At 33.4% G+C, this 21660-nt stretch carries 18 protein-coding genes; 15 read left to right on the top strand and 3 right to left on the bottom strand.

Annotated features, from left to right (window positions below):
• Nucleotides 1–1099: sulfite exporter TauE/SafE family protein (locus BLP60_RS06950; protein ID WP_092065416.1), on the top strand; the 1099-nt coding region annotated here is incomplete at its 5' end.
• Between the two features lie 228 nt (nt 1100–1327).
• The gene (locus BLP60_RS06945; RefSeq protein ID WP_092065414.1) at nt 1328–1864 is read left to right on the top strand and encodes a hemerythrin domain-containing protein; all 537 of its coding nucleotides are present in this window, start codon (nt 1328–1330) and stop codon (nt 1862–1864) included.
• 428 nt (nt 1865–2292) lie between these two features.
• Here BLP60_RS06945 and serS read toward each other — a convergent pair whose 3' ends face one another.
• Nucleotides 2293–3573, bottom strand: a complete 1281-nt coding sequence (gene serS / locus BLP60_RS06940; RefSeq protein WP_092065412.1) for a serine--tRNA ligase — start codon at nt 3571–3573, stop codon at nt 2293–2295.
• 153 nt (nt 3574–3726) lie between these two features.
• Nucleotides 3727–5868, bottom strand: a complete 2142-nt coding sequence (locus BLP60_RS06935; protein WP_159427705.1) for a methyl-accepting chemotaxis protein — start codon at nt 5866–5868, stop codon at nt 3727–3729.
• A gap of 198 nt (nt 5869–6066) precedes the next feature.
• On the opposite strand from BLP60_RS06935, the gene ahbB reads away from it, so the two are divergent.
• The 6 genes from ahbB (at nt 6067) to ubiE (ending at nt 10481) form a co-directional block, all read left to right on the top strand.
• Complete coding sequence (gene ahbB / locus BLP60_RS06930; protein ID WP_092065408.1) at nt 6067–6546, top strand: siroheme decarboxylase subunit beta; 480 nt, start codon at nt 6067–6069, stop codon at nt 6544–6546.
• A gap of 15 nt (nt 6547–6561) precedes the next feature.
• On the top strand, nt 6562–7830 hold the full coding sequence (hemL, locus tag BLP60_RS06925) for a glutamate-1-semialdehyde 2,1-aminomutase (RefSeq protein ID WP_092065406.1): 1269 nt from the start codon (nt 6562–6564) through the stop codon (nt 7828–7830).
• A 94-nt stretch (nt 7831–7924) separates the two neighbouring features.
• Nucleotides 7925–8332, top strand: coding sequence for a cytochrome c3 family protein (locus BLP60_RS06920; protein WP_092065404.1), 408 nt, complete (start codon nt 7925–7927; stop codon nt 8330–8332).
• A gap of 67 nt (nt 8333–8399) precedes the next feature.
• A complete protein-coding gene (locus BLP60_RS06915) occupies nt 8400–9458 on the top strand; it encodes a GumC domain-containing protein (protein ID WP_092065402.1) in 1059 nt (352 codons plus the stop codon).
• A gap of 167 nt (nt 9459–9625) precedes the next feature.
• Nucleotides 9626–9790: a hypothetical protein gene (locus BLP60_RS10650; RefSeq protein WP_200779118.1), complete on the top strand. Its 165-nt coding sequence runs from the start codon at nt 9626–9628 to the stop codon at nt 9788–9790.
• Nucleotides 9771–10481, top strand: coding sequence for a bifunctional demethylmenaquinone methyltransferase/2-methoxy-6-polyprenyl-1,4-benzoquinol methylase UbiE (gene ubiE / locus BLP60_RS06905; protein WP_092065398.1), 711 nt, complete (start codon nt 9771–9773; stop codon nt 10479–10481). The genes BLP60_RS10650 and ubiE overlap by 20 nt, the downstream gene beginning before the upstream one ends.
• Here ubiE and BLP60_RS06900 read toward each other — a convergent pair.
• A complete protein-coding gene (locus tag BLP60_RS06900) occupies nt 10478–10675 on the bottom strand; it encodes a DUF2065 domain-containing protein (RefSeq protein ID WP_092065396.1) in 198 nt (65 codons plus the stop codon). The two genes, ubiE and BLP60_RS06900, sit on opposite strands and share 4 nt — an antisense overlap.
• 71 nt (nt 10676–10746) lie before the next feature.
• Between BLP60_RS06900 and BLP60_RS06895 the strand changes: the two genes are divergently transcribed.
• The 7 genes from BLP60_RS06895 to BLP60_RS06865 are packed head-to-tail and all read left to right on the top strand — an operon-like array spanning nt 10747 to nt 21654.
• Nucleotides 10747–12060: a nucleotide sugar dehydrogenase gene (locus BLP60_RS06895; protein WP_092065394.1), complete on the top strand. Its 1314-nt coding sequence runs from the start codon at nt 10747–10749 to the stop codon at nt 12058–12060.
• A gap of 9 nt (nt 12061–12069) precedes the next feature.
• Nucleotides 12070–12732, top strand: a complete 663-nt coding sequence (gene mqnB / locus BLP60_RS06890; RefSeq protein ID WP_092065392.1) for a futalosine hydrolase — start codon at nt 12070–12072, stop codon at nt 12730–12732.
• Nucleotides 12729–13514, top strand: a complete 786-nt coding sequence (locus BLP60_RS06885) for an MqnA/MqnD/SBP family protein (protein ID WP_092065390.1) — start codon at nt 12729–12731, stop codon at nt 13512–13514. Before mqnB ends, BLP60_RS06885 begins: the two co-directional genes overlap by 4 nt.
• 4 nt (nt 13515–13518) lie before the next feature.
• Nucleotides 13519–14496, top strand: a complete 978-nt coding sequence (locus BLP60_RS06880) for a polyprenyl synthetase family protein (protein WP_234970970.1) — start codon at nt 13519–13521, stop codon at nt 14494–14496.
• 2 nt (nt 14497–14498) lie between these two features.
• Complete coding sequence (locus tag BLP60_RS06875) at nt 14499–16988, top strand: HDOD domain-containing protein (RefSeq protein WP_092065388.1); 2490 nt, start codon at nt 14499–14501, stop codon at nt 16986–16988.
• 36 nt (nt 16989–17024) lie between these two features.
• A complete protein-coding gene (locus BLP60_RS06870; RefSeq protein WP_092065386.1) occupies nt 17025–20003 on the top strand; it encodes a phosphoribosylformylglycinamidine synthase subunit PurS in 2979 nt (992 codons plus the stop codon).
• Between the two features lie 19 nt (nt 20004–20022).
• Nucleotides 20023–21654 (top strand): YcaO-like family protein, encoded by a 1632-nt coding sequence (locus BLP60_RS06865; RefSeq protein ID WP_092065384.1) that lies wholly within the window; start codon nt 20023–20025, stop codon nt 21652–21654.
• The last annotated feature ends 6 nt before the right edge of the window (nt 21655–21660 follow it).

Here is a 21660-nt window from a genome sequence, read left to right as displayed (position 1 = left end):
TAGTCATCCTGCGTTAGCGGACAGGTTAGGTGAAGCGATAGCGCAGGCTCCTAAGGGAGAGGGAGCGGGGATGATTAATGAAGGGGCAGCAAAGGGTTATTTAGGGATACCAGGAGCTCCTCAGATTAATTTAATAGTTGGTTTTTTTTGGGCCATATGGGTAGGTTGGATATTTTCTACAGTAGGAGCATTTGGTGGGATAATGGCAGGAGTTGGTCATATTACGGTGTATGGTTTAGGCAACTATGCCTCTACCTTTAAGAAGACATCTCCAGTATTAAATAAGGTATTAACGGACTCAATTAGGGTATCTAACCAATGGTTGGTAGGTACGAGTGCAGCAATATCATCATTTAATTATTGGAAGATGGGCAGACTTGTATTGCCGTTGGGATTAGCGTTAGCCATTGGATCTATTAGTGGTAGTTATTTGGTACCAGTAATTACAGCTGGTAAGATTTCTTTAAAGCAATATATTGGATATTTTGGATTATTTGTGTTGTTTTTGGGGTGTTATTTATTTTACGAGACCACTCCAGCAGGTCAGGCTAAGAAGAAGAAGGCCAAAGAGGCAGCCAAAGCATTTCAGGAGAGTGTGAAGAAGCAAAAAGAAGGTGCTCAGATAGATGAGAGTGAGTTAGGAGTAAAGGTAAGGTCATTTAGTTTAACCAGAGTAGTATTTACATTTTATGGAGTAGAATTTTCTTTTAATCCATTGATTCCAGTAGTTGGTGGATTTTTTATTGCTGCAATAGCTTCCTTTTTGGGAGTAGGTGGTGGATTTTTATTAGTACCATTTTTGACTAGTGTTGCAGGTTTGCCCATGTATTTGGTTGCAGGAACTTCAGCATTAGCAGTATTGATAGGTATGATTACAAGTATATTTTCTTATATGTTTGTTAAAGGTACTCCTGTATTTTGGCCTTTAATAGGAGTGGAATTGTTAGGAATAATAGTAGGATCAGTGATTGGTCCAAGGACTTCCAAATATATTCCAGACATTTGGTTGAAGAGATTGTTTGTAGTGTTGGCTTTTTATGTAGGTATTCGCTACACAACCAAAGGATTCTTAGGATATAGCATACTGCCTCCCTTCTAAAAACCTCTACTTATCCACTTCTTTTACCTTTACACAGCGAGAGTTCTCTCTCGCTGTGTTTTTTCTTCAATACCTACACCTAATTAAATAACTTCTTAAACATTATCTCAAATAACCTTAAAAAATCTAATAAAACAACTCTATCTAAAATTTAAACTGAACTTTACAAATCTCTATAAAAAAAATAAAGTATCTTTACTTTAACTATAAAACTAATGGAGAAAAGACATGAACTATTATCAATCTCTAACAGAACAACACCAAACTATTTTATATTTATTAACTTCATTGGAAAAAGAGACTTTAAAAATAAAAGAAACCCAAAAGTTTAATAATATCCCAGAATTAAAAAAAATCTTATCGACGCTATCCTCAACTCTAAAAAAACATCTTTTGCTAGAAGATGACTTTATGTACCCTGTTTTACGCGAGCATCCAAATAAAGAAATAAGAGAATTAGCTGAAAAATTTTCCAAAGAAATGGGAAGATTAAAACAAGCCTTTAGTGCTTACATAAATAAATGGAAACCTTTAGAAAATATAAAATCGTCTTCTTCCTCTTTTATATCAGATACCCAAACCATTATTTTGGCACTACGTACCCGTATTGCCAAAGAAGAAAAAATACTTTTCCCAAATATAAAATATAACAAACATAAAACGCTTATCACTAATAAAACTCCCTATAAAAAATGGCTATTTTTACTCATAGGAATAAGTACACTTGTACTCCTAAGTATTTGGTTCTACCTACAAATAAAATAGTCCATCCCTCTCAAAGTTAATACTTGACTTCATCCAAAAACAGAAAAATTGCTAACTATCATACTATCTATTCAAACCTATATCGCCCGAATTCAAGAACCGACTGCTTAGGCTCTATAACTCTCATAACTATATTTTAATTGTATCCCAAAAACAGGAAATGTAACTTTATTTAAAAAAATTTCCATGACACCTAAAAATAGACCAAAAAAACCAATATGTTATATAGTTAAAAATAAAGACCAGACAAAAAAGTATTTAAAATAAAAATTAAGTCAAAATTGACATAACTATAGAAGTATTTTAAAAGAGAAAGAGTTTAATAAACTTTAGGCCTCCATCATGGGTGTAGCTTGGCCATATCTTTCCCTCTTCTTGTTTACCCAAAATCCCCCTTTTTTAGGTAAACAAAGATGGAGGCCTAAAGTTTATTTCCTAGGCTCTATTTTGGATAATCCATTAAGATATGGTTTTAATACCTTGGGGACAATTACAGTACCATCTTCCTGTTGATAATTTTCTAAAATCGCTACCAAGGTTCTTCCTATTGCTAATCCGGAACCGTTTAAGATATGAGGATATTTTATTTTTTTATTTTTTTTATCCTTAAGTCTAATATTCGCTCTCCTGGCCTGAAAATCTTCACAATTAGAACAAGACGATATTTCTCTATATTTATTTTGCCCAGGCAACCACACCTCTAAATCATAAGTCTTAGCTGCTGAAAATCCAAGATCGCCTGTACATAAAGCAACTACTCTATAAGGAAGCTCTAAAAGTTGTAAAATTTTCTCTGCATGTCTAACTAACCTCTCTAACTCTTCATAAGAGTCTTCGGGATGAACAAAACGAATTAGCTCTACTTTATCAAATTGATGTTGTCTAATTATACCCTTTGTATCCCGTCCATAAGAACCAGCTTCTGACCTAAAACAAGGGGTATATGCTGTGTAATTAATCGGCAATTGTTCTGCTTGCAAAACTTCGTCTCTATGCAAGTTAATCACTGGTACTTCGGCTGTAGGAATTAAATAATATTCTAACCCCTCTAACTTAAATAAATCTTCTTTAAATTTTGGGAGCTGACCAGTAGCTTGCATAGAATCTGCATTTACAATAAATGGAGGCAAAACTTCTAGATATCCGTGTTCTTTGGTATGAATATCCAACATAAAATTTATAAGAGCTCTTTCTAATTTAGCTGCCCATCCCCACATTACTACAAATCTACTTCCTGTGAGCTTTGCAGCTCTACTAAAGTCTAATCCTTGTAAAATTTTTCCTATTTCCCAATGTTCTCTTGGCTGAAAGTTAAAGGTTGGAACATCTCCCCATACCTTTATCACCTTATTCTCACTTTCATCTTTGCCAATAGGAACAGAAGGATGAGGTATATTAGGTATAGTAAGTAAAATATTATTAAACTTCTCATCTATTTTTCTTAACTTAGCATCCAGTTCTTTAATCTCTTTGGAAATTATACTTAATCTTTCAACTAAATCTTGAACATCTTCTTGTTTCTTTTTCTTCTGGGCTACCTCTTGAGAAGATCTATTTCTTTCTTCCTTTAACTTCTCTACCCTGTGAATTAAACTTCTTCTTTCCTCATCTAAACTCAAAAATTCATCCCATTGAAAATCCATATTTCTTTTTATTAAAGCTTCTTTTACCACATCTAAATTTTTTCTAACAAACTTTAAATCTAACATCCTAACTCCTTTTTACAAATATATCTCTAATTCTATACATAAACCGCATCTATCTTTTCACCTTTTAAAACAGATTTCAAGTTGAGAAAAAGATAACGCCCAAAAAAGAATCCCGCCTTAAGGCGGGATTCTTTTTATTCCAAACAAATATATTTACTCTTGCCGCATAGACTGGACAATAGCCTCTAACTCATCAATAAGTTCAGATACCTGTTTCAAATTTTTAAAAGCATGTTGCATTACCTCAGAAGTTTCTCCTGCAATTCTATTCACATCTTCAATGCTTCTACTGACTTCCTCACTAGTGGCAGATTGTTCTTCTGTAGCCGTGGCAATAGCTTGAATTTGACTTGCAACTCTTTGGGCAAAGTCAACTATTTCTTTTAATGCCTGCCCTGAATCCTTAGCTAAAACAGTAGTATTTTCTATTGTTTTAGCTACTCTATCAACACTATTAATACTTTCCTTAGTTTGAGTCTGAATATTAGCAATTACCTCAGCCACCTCTTTCGTGGCAGACATTGTTTTTTCTGCTAATTTTCTTACCTCATCTGCTACTACAGCAAAACCTCTTCCTACATCTCCTGCCCTAGCTGCCTCAATTGCAGCATTTAAAGCCAACAAATTAGTTTGATCTGCAATATCTTCAATTACTGTAATAATAGACCCTATTTTTTCTACCCTACGCCCAAGCTCATCAATGCTAACTTTAGTTTCTTTAGCTTTCTGTTGAACTAATTGGACCTTATCTGCCATTTCTCCAACAAGAGATTCTCCTTCTTTTGCTCTAGCCTGAGCTTGCTCAGAAGATGCAGCTACTCCTGAGGAATTTTTTGCTATTTCCAAAACAGAAGCATTCATTTCTTCCATAGCTGTAGCAATCTCTTCTAAACTTTCTTGTTGAAAGCGCGTTCCCTTAACAGTTTGCTCCACCTGACTACTAAGATTATCCGAGGCAAGAGTAAGTGTTTCTAACAGTTTATGAATTTTAGAAGCAGCTTCCTGCATCCCTTGTTTTTTAGCCATTTCAGCCTGTCTTCTTGCTTCTTCTGCTTCTGCTAAAGCTTTTGTTGCCTTTATTTTCTCTGACTCTGCTTCCTCAGTTTTATGCTTTGCTTCTAAAATCTTTTCCCGCAAAGAAACAAGCATCTGGTTTATCGCTTTAACTAAATTCCCAATTTCATCATTTCTATCAAACTCTAACTTAGCATCTAAATTGCCTCTAGCAACCTCTTGAGCAAAATCAACTGTTTTCCTAAGAGGACCAATTATCATACGCGTAAGCAACAATCCTAAACCTAAAGCCAAAATTACACCCCCACTCATTCCAAGAATACAATACCATACCACCTCTTTTGAAATATTTTCTGCTTCTCTTACCTTAAGCTCTGCATTTTTAGAAACTATATTCAATAATTTCTCCAAATGAAAAAAAGTTTTTCTTTGTTTATCTAAAACAACTCCTTTATTCATTTTAACCATTTTATCATATTTATTCTTTATAACAGAGCCTGTTGAAATTAACCTTTCAAAACACAAAAACATATCATTCGATTTTGGATATAGTTGCCACTGCAAAATATCCTTAGCTTCTTTAATTTTCTTTTGAGAAAACAACTCTTTAATCTTAACTAATAAATTATGAAAACACTTATGACATTCTTTTAAATCTTGAATATCCCTCTTTAAGGATTTATTATCCACCTGTAATTTGTCTAGCCAAGATGTAAATATACAATCATCAACTTTTACACTACCAGCAAAAACTCTTTTATCTATAAACATTTTATAAATTTTTTCTAATATTCTAAAATGATATCCTTTATACTTTTCTAAAACTGCCCAAAACTCTATCGGATTAGTAATACCACTTTTCTGTATTTCTTTTGCCAATGCAAAATATCTATCATCTACCTCCTTCCACGCTTTTAAGCTAACTAAAAATTTTTTCCATTCTTTGTCTTCTTCCTTACTTCTAGGTAAATTAGCATATATCTTTTTATACTGGGTATAATTTTTTCTAATTTGAGCCAATTTATCCCAAAGTGCATTTCTTTCTTGAAAACTTAGTTCCGGATTTAATAATGCATCTATAACATTCCTTCCTTGCTCAAATTCCACTTTAATTTTAAGTAATTTCTCAATTTTTACCATTTCTATTTTACTTAATTCTGCCACTTTATCAGATAGCACCAAGCTTCCTCGCAAGCCAACTAATCCAACGATTAACACAATCAACCCTATAATAATAAAACCACCAATCAATTTTGTCTTAATGGTTATGTTTTTATTCACTTTCATACTCCTTGTTTTAGTTATTAGAGTTGACTTACGCCATAGTTATATAAAATAATATTTAATATCAAGCCCTATTTTTATTTTTAAAGTAAATTTTAAAAACAACCAAACTTTCTTATTTTAAGCTAATTTGCTTGCCTAGAGCAAAAGTCTTGTCTATAAGTAAATTTCTATTTCCTTAAAAAGGAGGTACATTTGAGTTATTCTATAAAATTATCTCCCCTAGAACTACAAATACTTAAAATCGTACAAACTGATTTACCAGAGACCCTTACTCCTTTTAAAGAAATCGCTAAACAAGTTAACTTAAAAGAAGAAACAGTGTTAGAACTTTTAAAAAAACTCAAATCAGAAGGATATATTAGAAGATTTGGAGCAACACTTCGCCACCAAAAAGCAGGATATAGCCAAAATGCTATGGTGGCTTGGTATGTTCCAAGGTCAAAAGTAGAAAACGTAGCCAAAACATTTACATCTAGACCAGAGATAACCCACTGTTATGAACGCAAAACTACATCGAACTGGCCCTACAATATTTATACAATGATTCATGCAACAACAAAAAAAGAATGCCAAAAAATAATCAAAGAACTATCCAATTCTACTGGAATTACCCAATATGAGGTATTAGAAAGCATTGAAGAATTAAAAAAGACATCTATGCAATATTTTTAAGATTAAGGAGGAAATATGGAAAAATCAAAAATATTATTTGATAAAGCTAAAAAAGTTATCCCAGGAGGAGTAAATAGTCCTGTTAGAGCGTGTATTAGCGTAAAAACTGATCCAATATTTATAGAAAAAGGAGAAGGTCCTTTTATTTACTCTGTAGATGATCAAAAATACATAGATTATGTTTTATCATGGGGTCCTCTTATTTTAGGCCATCTACACCCTCAAGTTAAACAAGCAGTAGAATCTGCTTTACAAAAAGGAACTAGCTTTGGAGCCCCATGCGAACTAGAAGTAGAATTAGCTGAATTAATAATAGAAGCTTTACCAAGTGTTGAAATGGTTAGAATGGTAAATTCTGGAACAGAAGCTACTATGAGCGCCTTACGGTTAGCAAGAGGCTACACAAAAAGAGATAAAGTCATCAAATTCATAGGCTGTTATCATGGCCATGCAGATAGTTTCTTAGCTAGTGCTGGATCTGGGGTGGCAACTCTTTCTATTCCTGGAACCCCAGGAGTTCCCTCTGATACAGTAGCCCATACCTTACTTGCAGAGTATAATGATTTAGATCAAGTAGAGACTCTATTTAAAAAACACGGAGATAATATTGCAGCAGTTTTAGTAGAACCAGTAGCAGGCAATATGGGAACAGTACTGCCCCAAAAAGGATTTTTAGAGGGACTGCGAGAACTTACTCATAAATATGGTAGTTTATTAATCTTTGACGAAGTAATAACAGGTTTTCGTGTAAGTTATGGAGGAGCTCAAAAATACTTTAAAATAGATCCAGACTTAACTTGTCTAGGAAAAATAATAGGCGGAGGACTTCCTGTAGGAGCTTATGGTGGGAAAAAAGAAATTATGGAACAAGTAGCGCCATGTGGACCAATCTATCAAGCAGGCACACTATCAGGAAATCCATTAGCCATGAGCGCAGGTATTGCAACTTTAACTCAACTAAAAAAAGAGGATTATGCTTCTTTGGAAAAAAATACTCAGATGTTGGCACTTAAATTAAAAGAAATCTTAGAGAAAAAAGGTTTACCTGTACAAGTTAACCAAATTGCATCGATGTTTACTTTATTTTTTACAGAAAACCCTGTAATTAACTTTAAATCCGCACAAAAAAGCAATCAAGAAATTTTCATTTCTTTTTATCAACAAATGCGTGCTGGTGGCATTTATCTTGCTCCCTCTGCTTTTGAAACAACTTTTAATTCTTTCGCTCATACTCAAAATGAATGGGAATTCACCTTAAAGGTAGCAGAAGATCTAAAATTTTAAAAGTTTACTTGACATGAGATTTTCTCCTACTCTAAATAAGAAGGAGAAATTTGTTCTAAAAAGAACAAACCATTTTTAAAAGGAGGTTAGAGCAATGAAAAGGTCTTGGTTGGTTGGGGCGATGGCTGCTGTGGTAGCTGCGCTATTTCTCATCCCCAATCTATGGGCAGTAAAAGCTCCTACTGGGGATATGTTGTTAACCCCACCTGCTGGAGTAAAAAAAGTGCGAAAGGGTCCTGCAAAATTCTCTCATGCTAGTCATGCTTCTGTGGATTGTAAAAAATGCCATCACACTTGGGATGGCAAGGGAAAAATTAAAAAATGTACAGACGCAGGCTGTCATGACATTGTAAATCCTAAAGGTAAAGAAAAGAAGAGCATTAAATACTATTATCAAGCTTTTCACAAAAACTGCATTAACTGTCATAAAGCAGAAAAGAAAGCAGGCAAAAAAACTGGCCCAACAGCTTGTAATAAGTGTCATGCTAAAAAGAAAAAATAACTGTTAATCTTTTAAAAACAGCGGAAGGCAATTTGTCTTCCGCTTTCTTTAAACTTTGGAGGCATATATGCCTGAAGAAAAAAATAAAAGCTTAGAAGAAGAAATTATTGAACTAACAGATATTGTAGAGGAGCCTGAAGAAAAAAAATCAGAAGATGAGTTCCCGTTAGAAACCGCTGTGGAAAAAGACGACTTTGCTTCTGATTTCGATGATCTGTTTGAAGTAGAAAACTCTTCAGAAAATTCAGAAGAAAAAAAAGAAGAAAAGGCTCAAGTTCAAGAAGAATCCACATCTTCTCAATCAGAAGAAACTCTAGACTTTGACGACCTCTTTGAAGAAGATTTAAATTTAGAAACAGAGGAGAAAAAAGAAGAATCTCTAAAAGAAGAAACCGCATCAGGACAAAAAGAGGAAAGCACTGCGCCTGCAGAAGAATCTATAGATAATTTATTAGAAACAGAAGAATCAGTGGCACCAGAAACTTCCCAAGATCTAGCTCAAGAACCTGAAGAAAATCTGGCTCAGCTAGAAGCAGAAGCCAAAGATCTTGATAAAGAGCTCTCTAATTTAGAAGAACTTGAAGACATGAATTCAGAACCAGAAGTACAATCCCCAACAGATCAACAAAGTGATTCTGGACAAGAAATAAGTGAAGAAAAGCTAGAAGCCCTAGAACAACGTATTAAACAAAAACTAGAAGAAAAACTTTCCAACTTAGAAGTAAAAATAGGGGAATTAGAAGCAAATTTAAATATCATCCAAGAACAAATTTCCAATCTAGAAACCAAATTGCAGGAAACACCAAAAGAAACTGTTTCTGATAATATAGAAGAAAAAGTAGAAACCAAAATTCAAGAAATCAAAGAACAATACCAGGGCTTGGAACAAAAAATTAAAGATTTTAGTGCAGAACTAATTTCAGCATTAGAAGAAGACACTAAAAACACAGTAAACAAAGTCATAAAAAGCATAGACTTTATTACCAGAGAAGATTTAAAAAATTTAGCTAAACAAATGCGTCTTGAATTAGAAGAATGCGTAACAAGCAAAGTCCCCAAGGAGGCTGCAAAAGTCATTAGAGAAGAAATTGCCAATCTATTGGCTAAACGAAAAAATAAAAAGTAAAAGATATTTCATACTTACTCTAAAAAATAAAAACTTGTTTTTTAAAGAGGAGGGCTTAATGGGTTCTTCTCTTGGCCGCCCGGCAAGACCTTTTGTTAGGTCAAAGCCATTCCCCCCTTCCGGGCGGATTTTTTATTTTATATTTTAAAATAAAAAAGGAAAATTTTATGGATAAACTACAAAAACAAGCGCTTCAAGTAGCAAAAGAAATTGTGGTTAAATTTATTGAAGTAGGGAGAATATCTCCCACCAATTTTCAAGAAAATTTTGCGAAAATCTATAATCATATTTTAGAAACTATCACCAAGTCCTGTGAATCAAAATCAGAATAATTCTAATAAAAAACAAAACGTAAATAAACTTTTTGCCAATATTGCACCGTGGTATGATTTTCTAAACCACACTCTAAGCTTAGGAATAGATTTTTATTGGCGAAAATGCTTAATTAATACCTTAAATTTATCTTCAAAACAAAGAGTTCTTGATCTTGCATGTGGCACTTTTGATGTAGCCTTGGCTATACAAAAAACCTATCCTTTGGTGTCTATCACTGCAGTAGACTATACCTTTGCTATGCTTCTAGCAGGCCAAAAAAAGATTACTAAATCAGCTAAAATATTTCCTCTTCAGGGAGATGGTAGATTTCTCCCATTTAAAAATGCATGCTTTGATGCAATAACCATTGCTTTTGGAATAAGAAATATATCTCCTAGAGAAAAAACCTACAAAGAGATCCTTAGAGTACTAAAACCTGGAGGGACTTTTCATATCCTTGAATTTGGTAGTGGAAGACAAAAAATATGGGGCGGACTCTATAACTTCTATTTAAAAAAACTTCTACCCTGGATAGGAGGACTTGTTTCTAAAAATAAGAGTGCTTACTCATATTTAGCTGACACTATATGCCACTTTCCTCAACCCCATGAACTTGCTTGGGAGATGACAAAAAGTGGGTTTAAAAAAGTAAAATATTTTCCTCTAACTTCAGGAATTGTTTATATTCATGTAGGAGAAAAACCTTAAGTTTTACAAAAATAAATAAGAAGGAGGCCAAATAAAATAGAAGTCAATCCCATTTTACGTAAACTTGCAGGGGATTTAGAAGCCAATAATCTTAAAACAGAAGGCATTCGCTCTGCCCACAAAAAATAAGGAATGCCTTCTAAAACCAAAGCCAATCCCAAAGCAGAAAAAAAGAAATCCCAATTGATATGCATATAAAAATTCTAAAGAGAAGTTTAAAAAAAGTCCAGTGGCATAAAAAAATAAAAAATTTGGAGGAATCTAAATGTTCAACTTTGAGGATCTAAAAAAGAAAAAAGAAAAAATTGCAGTGGTGGGACTAGGATATGTAGGCCTACCTTTGGCTGTGCATCTTTCCCATCACTTTGATGTTATAGGATTTGATATAAAACCAAACCGTATTAAAGAGCTTGAACAAGGCATAGATTCTACAAGAGAAGTGGAAGAAGAAAAACTTAAGATTAGCCAAATATATTATACCTCTGACCCCAAAGAACTTCAAAAGGCTAAATTGATCATTGTTGCTGTGCCAACCCCTATAGATAAATATCACCGCCCAGACTTAAACCCTATTTTAAGCGCAAGTAGAACCGTGGGCCAACAGCTAAGTAAAGGAAGCATAGTTGTGTATGAATCCACTGTTTATCCTGGGCTTACAGAAGAAAAATGTATCCCTCAATTAGAAAGTTCTTCAGGACTTATATGTGGACAAGATTTTTGGGTAGGATACTCACCAGAAAGAATAAATCCTGGAGATAAAGAACACACTTTGGAGACAATTGTGAAAGTTGTTGCAGGACAAACACCTGAAGTAACTGATCTTTTGGCTAAAGTATATGGAACAATAGTAAAAGCTGGCATCCATAAAGCAAGTTCTATCAAAGTTGCAGAAGCTGCTAAAGTTATTGAAAATACCCAAAGAGATCTAAACATAGCTCTTATGAATGAACTTGCTCTTATCTTTGATAAAATGGGTATAGATACACTCGAAGTTCTACAAGCTGCAGGAACAAAATGGAACTTCTTACCATTCAGACCAGGATTAGTTGGTGGACATTGTATCGGAGTTGATCCCTATTATCTTACTTTTAAAGCAGAGGCCATAGGCTATCATCCTCAAGTAATTTTAGCAGGGCGTAGAATAAATGATTCTATGGGAAAATTTATAGCTGAAAAAACAGTTAAACTACTTGTCCAACAGCAATGTCTTTTGGGACAAGTAAAAGTAGGAATACTAGGCTTTACCTTTAAAGAAAATGTGCCTGATTTAAGAAATACACGTGTTATTGATATTGTGGAAGAATTAAAAGATTTTTGTATTCATGTTCTTGTCCATGATCCTTTAGCTTCACCTGAAGAGGCTAAGCAGGAATACAATTTAGAATTATGTTCTATAGATAAATTAAAAGATCTTGATGCAATAATTTTAGCTGTTTGTCATGAAGAATATAAAAGACTTTCCGCTCAAGATTTATTAAAATTTTTTAAAAACCCCAATAAGGCTATAATTATTGATATAAAAGGAATGTTTTCTCCTATAGACTTTAAAAATACATCTATAGTCTATTGGAGATTATAATTTTATACCATGTCTCATAAAATACTATTTGTTTTTGCAACATTAAAAGAAGCAGAATCTTTTTTAAGTAAGAAAATACGCGTATCTCAAGGAGAGTTATATCGACTTAATGCTTCTAATTGGATTTTAGTTACAGGAATTAGTATTTTAAATAGTATTCTTTTCCTTTCTCTAACTATCCCCAAAATAAAGCCCAGCTTAGTAGTAAATCTAGGAATTGCAGGGACATTTTCTCCTAGCATTTATAGTTTAGGTTCTACTGTAATTTGTAAAACAGAAATCTGGCCAGAACTTGGTATATATATGCCTGCTGGGGTAAACAGAAAACTACTTAAATTTCCTCTTTGGGACACAATTGACAATAAAATCGATTTAAACCCAACTAAAATTTTACATAAATTTCAATTGAACTTGTCCTTTCCTAAAGTTACTAGTCTAACCGTATCCGGAGTCAGCGGATTTGAAAAACAAGCTCAGACATTAAAAAAAGCTTTTCAAGCAGATATAGAAAATATGGAAGGGTTTGCCTTGGCTTATGCCTGCTATATTTTAAAAGTTCCATTTCTTGAAATTCGTACTATCTCTAATGTTGTTGGGGTAAAAGACAAAAAATTTTGGGATATAGCCAAAGCTTTGTCCTCATTAGCTAAATTAAAGGAATATTTCCTATGAAAATCTTTAAAATAGCGATCTCTCCCTGTCCTAATGATATCTTTATCTTTGGCCCATGGATCCTGGGATTAACCCATGATTTAAAAAATTTTCATTCAAAGTTTGTTTTTAAAGATGTGGAAAAATTAAATAACTCTGCTTTTAAACAACAATTCGATTTAATAAAAGTTTCGGCTATCACAGGGTTAAAACTTACCTCAAAATATCAAATTTTACAATCAGGAGGAGCATTTGGAATACAAGATGGTCCCAAACTTGTTAGTCTGCCTAATACTTTACCTCAACATATTAAAACTATTGCAGTTCCTGGCTTAAATACCACAGCTTATCATCTACTTAAAGCTAGTTGGGCACAGCCTTTTAAACCAGTGCCAATGATCTTTAACGAGATACCTAACGCTATCACTCAAAAAATAGTTGACGCTGGTCTATTAATCCATGAAACTGCCCTTATTTATTTACAAAAAGGATTTAAACTTCTCCTAGACTTAGGTAAATGGTGGGAAAAAAATACAAACGGCTTGCCACTGCCTCTGGGAGTAATTTTATTACATAAAAAATACTTACATATTCAAAAAGAAGTTGAAAGCAAAATTCAAGAAAGTCTTGACATTGCCTACTTAAAAACACAAGAAATTAAACCACTACTACGAACATTTGCCCAAGAAATGGAAGAAGAAACCTTAAATAAACACATAAAAGCGTATGTAAATCAATATTCTAAAAAAATTCAATCGGATGGAGAAAAGGCTCTTATTAAACTAAAAAAAATAGTAGGATAGGACATTGGCGAATAATTTAATTAATTTAAAAAAATATTTAAAAGATGAATTACCTAAAATTAATACTTCTCTAGAGACTGAAATAAAGTCTCTCCCCCCTTTTATTTATAAGGTAGCTAAACATGTATTAAACGCAGGAGGGAAAAGACTCCGCCCTCTACTTACTATTCTTACGGCTAGAGCACTAGGTTATAATAAAAAAGATATTTACCCACTTGCTAGTGCATTAGAAATATTTCATTCTGCAACTTTAATTCATGATGATATTTTAGATAACGCCCATCTAAGAAGAGGTAAAACTGCATCACACCTTGTATTTGGTATAAAAGAGTCAATCCTAGCAGGAGATGGTCTATTAGCCCTAGGAAATCTTATTGTAGCTAGGTATAATAACCCTGCTCTAACCCACACAATATCTGAGGCAATTTTAGCCACTGCTTATGGAGAAATCCAAGAAATTAGTTTAAGTGGACAAAATATTACAGAAACAACATATTTAGAAATCATAAAAGGCAAAACAGCCTTTTTAATTCAAGCTGCTTGTGAATGTGGAGCTATTTTAAGCGGAAGAGATAAAGAATTTATTCTTGCAGCAAAAAACTATGGGCTTAATATAGGAATAGCTTTCCAATTGGTAGATGATGCCCTAGATTATACTCAAAATGCTTCCACTTTAGGTAAACCCAATTGGGGGGATTTAAAAGAAGGTAAAATAACCCTCCCTCTTATCCTTTATCTTAAAGAACTTCCCGACTTAAAAAAAGAAGAAACTCTCCAAAAAATACTAACTAACTCTTTAAATATAGAAGAAATAGAACAGATTGCCTTGACAATTCAAAATAATAAAATTGCTATTCAAGTAAGAGAAAAGGCTAAAACATTTTTAAGCTCTGCTAAACAAAGTTTAAAAGTTTTCCCATCTTCTAAGGAAACTACTCTACTGTTTGCAATCCTTGACTACATACTAGAGAGAGAGAAATAAGTATGAACAAAGGCAAAATACCAGCAAAACTCAAATTATCTCTTAAAGAGGCTATGTCTGCCACATTCCCACCTGCAATGTCTTCTTTACTGCAAGAAGCTACTAGTTCTGAACCAGACTTTAATAAACTAGCTCAAATAATTAGCTATGATCCTGCTCTTACTACTACTATTCTGACCTTAATAAACTCTCCATACTATGGATTACAAGAAAAAGTACATAATCTAAAACGAGCTGCTGTCATTCTAGGAACAAAAGAAATTTTAAAGATAGCATTGTCTGTGACTTTTCAAAAAAATTTAAGCCTTAAGTTTCAATCATGTGATGTCTTAAAGTATAGGACATGGAGGCAACTTGTATGGGCTGCAGTAAGCAGCGAAGTTTTAGCCAGCCTTCTATGTCCTGAAGAAGCTGATATCATTTATACAGCAACTTTGCTTAAAGATTTAAGTCTTCTTCTAATTTGCTGCCTTGAAGATGAGGAAGTAGATGAATTCACTCAAATATGTTATGATGGAGATAATTTAATTTCTTTAAAAAAAGATCAAATAGAACGTGAAAGGGAATTATGGGGTGTTAGCCATCCAGAAATAACTTTAGCTTTACTAAAAACGTGGAATTTCCCTTTAAATGAAATATTTCAAGGAATTAAATATCACCATGACATTGACCATGTAGAATCCCATATTCCTAGTGTCCAAGCCATGATCTTAGGCACATTATGGGCAGAAGCAGAGTTTGAGGATAGCTCAACAGTAGCTTTGTTCAAAATAAAAGAGTTATTACGCCTACTTTTAAACATTGATGATAAAAAATTTTACGAACTAAGGACTTTAATTCATACTAACTTTATTTCTGTATGTGAAACATTAGGTCTAAAAGAAGAACAAGAAAAAGTCTGTTTTTATACTTTTCCTATAGAAAAAATACAAAATTTTTATCATCTTCTCCAAGAAGTAGAAACTGCTAAAGATGTCCAAGAAGTTGCTCACTTAATTTCTAGACACTTCTTTTGGCTTTGGGGAATTAAAAATTTTTGTCTTGGACTTTCCTCCCCTATTACTGGCAAACGATTAGCTTTTGAAATCAATGAAGGCAAAATTAGTATTTTACAAGAAACAGATTGTGTTCCTGATAGTTGTTCTAAAATTTGTTCTAAAAAAACATGCCTTAAACTTAAGGCCAATAATAAGCTGTTTGGCTGTATTTGTTTATCTCAACCTGTCTCTCCTGATGAGAAAGAACTCCAACTTTACACATCTCTTTTAACTCAAAAATATAAAACATTTTATTTTCGCTATCTTGAAACCAAAGGAAAAGCGCTGGTCCTAGACTTAATTCCTGTAGGTATTATGCGCTTGGATAAAAAAGGAAAAATACTCCAAATAAATTCGTTTGCTAAAAAAATTTTTCAAGTAAAAAGTGAACTAAGGGGCTTAAGTTTTCATAATGCTATGAAAAATCTTTTGGGTTTAAAATTAGACGAAGAATGGAAATCTTTTTTACAAAAGAAAATTTCCTCTTACTCAAAACTATATTGTCCCTTAAGCCCAGAAAAAAGTATTGAAAATTCACCTTGTTTTAATTTTTCTGCCTCGTGGCGTATACTAGAAGGTACGGAACAAATTTTAGTTATAGTTCAAAATATTCAAGAAATTACCAATTTAGAAAACGAAATACTTTATCAACAAAATTTTTTAAAGGCTCTTATTTCTTCAATGCAAGATATTGTTTTAACAGTTGATCAAGATGGACGAATAATTTTCACCTCTCCTTGCATATCCCACTTAAAAGGAAAGAACTTCTTTAAAGTCAGTTCTCCTTCTTCTCCTATCAAGTTTAGATGGGGAAGGGAAATTTTAAAGGAACAAAATGTTCCTTTTGAAATAAATCTTTGTCTTAATGGTGAAAGTCTATCTCTAGAAATACTTGTTTCCCCCTTAAAAGAAGAAGCTTCTTACTTAGTTGTAGGCCGCGATCTTACTGTAATTAAAAGATTAGAACAAAAAATAAGACAACAAGCAGCTTTTGATCACCTTTCCAAGGTATATAATCGCCATCAGTTTGCAGTATTCTTGGGCAGAGAAATAAAAAGAGCTAGACGCACTCAAAAAGGTCTTGGACTTATATTTTTCGATTTAGATAAATTTAAAGAATACAATGATCTGCATGGACATCAGCAAGGAGATAATATTATTAGGCAATTTGGACAAATCCTTATAAAAAATTCTCGTCAAGGCTTAGATTTTCCATGTCGATATGGAGGAGATGAGTTTGTCCTTTTAGTATCAGAAGTAAGCAAAGAAGCTCTCGACATTATCGCTAAAAGAATAAAAAATTGTTTTGATAGATTATATAAAAAAGAAGTTTCTTTAAGCATTGGATTAACTACTCTCCGAGATAATGACACAGAAGAATCTTTTATTTCCAGAGCAGACAATGCGGCCTATAAGGCCAAAAGAATGGGTGGAGATAAAATCGTATGGGAATAATCCTATAGAAAATAAAAATAACTTAAGGAGTAAAATATGGCTCTTATTAAAATAGATGTTTCCCTAAAATCAAATATTAGAGATGTTAGAGGAGAAAATATCGCACGTAAGATTAAAAGTCATTTACATATTAATATATCCTCAGTTCAAATTATAAAAACATATACTATTGCCAATATAAATGAATCTGAAATCAAAACTGTTATAGAAGAACATTTATTATCTGACCCTGTATTGCATGTTGTAAGTACTTCTCCTTTAGCAAAGGATTTTGACTGGATAATAGAAGTTGGATTTAGGCCTGGAGTAACAGACAATGAAGGACGTACTGCTTCTGAAACCTTAAAAAAAGTCTTAAAAAATTCAAATATTAAAGTTTATACAGCAGAACAATTCCTTCTAAAAGGTGATCTTACTCAAAAACAAGTAGAACAAATTGCAAAAGGCCTCTTAGCCAATGAATTAATTGAAAGGTTCTATATCAAAAGTAAAGAACAGTGGGAAAAAGAACCAGGATTTCCTGTCATAGAACCAAAAGTAACAGGAAAAGCAAATTCTGAAGTAGAAATTATAGACCTCCAGACTCTTAATGATTCTGAGCTGCTTGAACTAAGTAAAAAAAGAGTATTAGCCTTGAGCTTAGAGGAAATGAAAATCATTCGATCTTATTATCAGCAACAAAATATCCAACAAGAGCGGAAGGCAATAGGTTTGCCTGCCAATCCTACAGATGCAGAATTAGAGTGTTTAGCGCAGACTTGGTCTGAACACTGCAAGCATAAAATATTTAATGCTCTTATAAAATATGAAAACAAGGAAAACAACAAGACTGAAATAATAAACAGCCTTTTTAATACCTATATTGCTGGAAGCACTAAACAAATTAGACGTATAAAAGGAAAAAAAGACTATTGCCTTTCTGTTTTTAAAGATAATGCAGGAGTTATAAAATTTGATGAAGATATTGATGTGTGTATAAAGGTAGAAACACACAATAGTCCCTCTGCTTTAGATCCCTATGGAGGCGCTTTAACTGGTATTGTAGGTGTCAACAGAGATCCAATGGGCACAGGTTTAGGAGCAAATCTTATTTGTAATACAGATGTATTTTGTTTTGCCTCTCCTTTTTATAAAGGAAAACTCCCTCCTCGTTTACTTCATCCGCGTAGAGTATTTGAGGGTGTACGAGAAGGAGTAGAACACGGAGGAAATAAGTCAGGTATTCCTACAGTAAATGGAGGTATCATCTTTGAAGAACGCTATCTTGGGAAACCCTTGGTCTTTTGTGGGACAGTAGGGACAATTCCACACAAAATTAAAGGCAAACCAGGATATGAAAAAAAAGCTCAAGTTGGAGATTATATTATAATGACCGGGGGACGTATTGGCAAAGATGGCATCCATGGGGCAACATTTTCTTCAGAAGAACTGCACGAAGGTTCTCCAGCCACAGCAGTCCAAATAGGCGATCCTATTACGCAACGTAAAATGTACGATTTTATTATGCGTGCAAGAGATATGGGATTATACAATGCTATAACTGACAACGGAGCAGGAGGTTTATCATCTTCCGTAGGCGAAATGGCAGAAGATACTGGAGGATGCGATCTAGATTTAAGCAAAGCTCCTCTTAAATATGATGGTTTAAAACCGTGGGAAATTTTACTTTCTGAAGCCCAAGAAAGAATGACACTAGCTGTTCCTCCTCAAAATTTAGATAAATTCTTAGAATTAGCCAAAGAAATGGATGTAGAGGCAAGTGTCTTGGGAAAATTTACAAATTCAGGAAAATTTTTAGTTCGTTATGGAGAAAAAATCGTAGCTTATTTGGATATGGACTTCCTACACCATGGTGTTCCCCAAATGCGCTTAACAGCTATCTGGCAAAAACCACAATTTCCTCAAATTGACACTAATAAAACAAAAATAGGTAACCATACAGAGTTTTTAAAAAAGATGCTTAGCCGTTTAAATATTTGTTCCAGAGAATATGTTATTCGACAATACGACCATGAAGTTCAAGGTGGCAGTGTAGTTAAACCTTTAGTAGGCTTAGTTAGTGATGGTCCTGGAGATGCCGCAGTAATACGCCCTGTCTTGGATAAAGAAAAAGGTCTAGTAATAGGCAATGGCATTTGTCCTAAATTTAGTGATTTTGACACCTACTGGATGATGGCAAATGCCATTGATGAAGCTATCAGAAATTGTGTGGCAGTTGGAGCAAATCCAGATTACATGGCTGGAGTAGATAATTTTTGTTGGTGTGATCCTGTTCAATCAGAAAAAACTCCTGATGGCTATTATAAACTGGCTCAATTAGTAAGGGCTAACAAAGCTTTGGCTCACTTTTGTCAAGCATTTCAAATCCCCTGTATTTCTGGAAAAGACTCAATGAAAAATGATTATACTGGAGGAGGGAAAAAAATTTCCATACCTCCTACTGTGCTTTTCTCCTTAATTAGTGTCATCGATGACATAAACTGGTGCCAAACCTCTGATCTTAAGCTTCCAGAAGAACATATTTACATTCTAGGTATCACTAGAAAAGAATTAGGAGGAAGTGAATTTTTAGACGAAATTGGCCTAAAAGGAGGGGAGGTCCCTTTAGTAGACGCTCTTTCTGCTCGAAAACGCTATCTTACCCTTCACCAAGCTATAAAAAAAGGACTTGTTACTGCTTGTCATGATTTGTCTGATGGGGGCTTGGGAGTAGCCCTAGCAGAAATGGCTATTGGTGGAAAATTAGGTGCCAGTATTGATCTAAGTTTAATACCTACTTGCGAAGATCTAACTTTAGAAGAAATTCTTTACAGTGAAAGTGCCAGTAGATTTCTTATAACCGTCAAACCAGAACATTCTCAGCAAATAGAATCTTTGTTTTGGGGGCAACGAATTGCTTTAATTGGAAAAACTACAGCAATACCTGAATTACAATTTCAATACAAAGGGGATGAAATTTTTAAATTAAATCTAGATGAAGCAGCTTACGCTTGGAAAAAGACTCTGGATTGGTAATTTTTGCTAACTTTTTATAATGCTTACTTATTTATTAAGTTTAAAAAAAGTAAAAAATGGAATTGGGTTTTATTCCACTCAACCCAACTTAAATTTAAAAGCACTTTTTGCATATCTTGAAAAACACCCTTTAGATTTATTTGCCCATAAATATCTATTAGAAGAACTTCAAATAAAAAAAATCAATGAACTTGAAAATTTTTTTAATTCTCTGCCAGATTCTGATCTCAAAAATTTATTAATAAAAGAACTTGTGTTCTTAAGTCCTAATATTGCAAATATCTTAAAATCAACACAAAAAGCCAAAAAATTTCCATCTCCTTTAGTTTTAAGTAAAATTATATACATGGAAGACCACGACCTACATCAACAATGGATAAATTATTTAAAATTCCGTCAAGACAAACCACAAAAACAAGCAAATATCCCCAAAAAATTTCCCAAAATTCGCCAAGCAAACAATATTCATAATAAATTTTCCTTACAAGCATTGCCCCTAATAAAAAAAGACTCCTCTTTTGACTTTAATACATTAAATTCTATTTATGAAAATTTAAAAAAACTACACCTATTTAAATCTAGCGAATACCAACACAAAAATGGATTAGCTCCTATAAATCTTTGGCGCAAATGGGTTTTCCAAAGAAAAATAAAAACTAGATTTTTAGAATATGTTTTTAAAGGTGAACAAATAAGCTTTGGAAGAGGATTTAATTTCGACCAAGCAAGAATCAGACTATATATGGAAATGGTTGAAAGATTTTCAGCTTATGCTCAAATTGAAGAAGAACATCTAACTAATTTATTAAAACCTCAAAAATTAGTTTTTGACTCTTATTCAAATCTAAAAAACAAAAAATTTAACTTATTAGATCCCAATTCCCTTGCATTAGATGCCCCTTACTTAGACGAAAAAATATTTTGGCTAAAAGGTAAAATATCTCTGCCTGAGAAAAATCAAGATATTTTAATTCCCGCCCAATTAGTATTTTTATTTTTTAATCCAGGAGAAGTATCTCTTATATCTAACCTAGGATCCACAGGCCTAGCTGCGGGCATAAATCAAGATCAGGCCAAACTAAACGCACTTTTAGAGATTATTGAACGAGATAGCGAAACTCTAAGCCTATATGATGAAAAAAACATTTTTCAAGTTGATTTTAACGGCTCTTTTTTTGAAAACTTTCAACAAAAACTCTTACAAAGAGAAATATTTGTTTATTTCCAAGATTTAAGCCACGTTCATAATGTTCCTTGCTTTAAGGCCTTTGTTTTAGATAAACACAACAATCTTATTAAAGGCACCGCTGCGAACCTAAATCCTATTTTAGCCCTAATAAATGCCCTTACAGAAATTCCCTATTCTCTAACAGATGAGCCCACCCAAAAACTAAATGCGCCTCTTAAAAAATGGACAGATTTTCAAAACTTTTCTACTTCTAATCCCACGCAAGATTTAACTATTCTAGAAAAGCATCTTTTTAAACAAAACATTTATCCTCTCTATGTTGACCTCACACACAAATACTTAAAGATACCTGTGGTTAGAGCTATCTTGCCAGGCCTAGAACCATTAGCTGACTTTGATTTCACCTCCCGCCTTCGCCCTAGATTAATTGCAACTTTAAAAAAAGATATTAAGTCTGACTAAATACAA

Origin of the sequence: Desulfonauticus submarinus (assembly GCF_900104045.1) — a bacterium.
Taxonomy (GTDB): Bacteria; Desulfobacterota; Desulfovibrionia; order Desulfovibrionales; family Desulfonatronovibrionaceae; genus Desulfonauticus; species Desulfonauticus submarinus.
This window is presented reverse-complemented; position numbering and strand designations above follow the sequence as displayed.

Excerpts from the sequence above, each read along its gene's own strand:
- mqnB (WP_092065392.1), top strand. The coding sequence starts at position 12,070 with ATGTCTCATAAAATACTATTTGTTTTTGCAACATTAAAAGAAGCAGAA.
- serS (WP_092065412.1), bottom strand. The coding sequence starts at position 3,573 with ATGTTAGATTTAAAGTTTGTTAGAAAAAATTTAGATGTGGTAAAAGAA.
- BLP60_RS06945 (WP_092065414.1), top strand. The coding sequence starts at position 1,328 with ATGAACTATTATCAATCTCTAACAGAACAACACCAAACTATTTTATAT.
- hemL (WP_092065406.1), top strand. The coding sequence starts at position 6,562 with ATGGAAAAATCAAAAATATTATTTGATAAAGCTAAAAAAGTTATCCCA.
- BLP60_RS06870 (WP_092065386.1), top strand. The coding sequence starts at position 17,025 with ATGGCTCTTATTAAAATAGATGTTTCCCTAAAATCAAATATTAGAGAT.
- BLP60_RS06915 (WP_092065402.1), top strand. The coding sequence starts at position 8,400 with ATGCCTGAAGAAAAAAATAAAAGCTTAGAAGAAGAAATTATTGAACTA.
- BLP60_RS06865 (WP_092065384.1), top strand. The coding sequence starts at position 20,023 with ATGCTTACTTATTTATTAAGTTTAAAAAAAGTAAAAAATGGAATTGGG.
- BLP60_RS06875 (WP_092065388.1), top strand. The coding sequence starts at position 14,499 with ATGAACAAAGGCAAAATACCAGCAAAACTCAAATTATCTCTTAAAGAG.
- BLP60_RS06895 (WP_092065394.1), top strand. The coding sequence starts at position 10,747 with ATGTTCAACTTTGAGGATCTAAAAAAGAAAAAAGAAAAAATTGCAGTG.
- BLP60_RS10650 (WP_200779118.1), top strand. The coding sequence starts at position 9,626 with ATGGATAAACTACAAAAACAAGCGCTTCAAGTAGCAAAAGAAATTGTG.
- BLP60_RS06885 (WP_092065390.1), top strand. The coding sequence starts at position 12,729 with ATGAAAATCTTTAAAATAGCGATCTCTCCCTGTCCTAATGATATCTTT.
- BLP60_RS06900 (WP_092065396.1), bottom strand. The coding sequence starts at position 10,675 with ATGCATATCAATTGGGATTTCTTTTTTTCTGCTTTGGGATTGGCTTTG.
- BLP60_RS06920 (WP_092065404.1), top strand. The coding sequence starts at position 7,925 with ATGAAAAGGTCTTGGTTGGTTGGGGCGATGGCTGCTGTGGTAGCTGCG.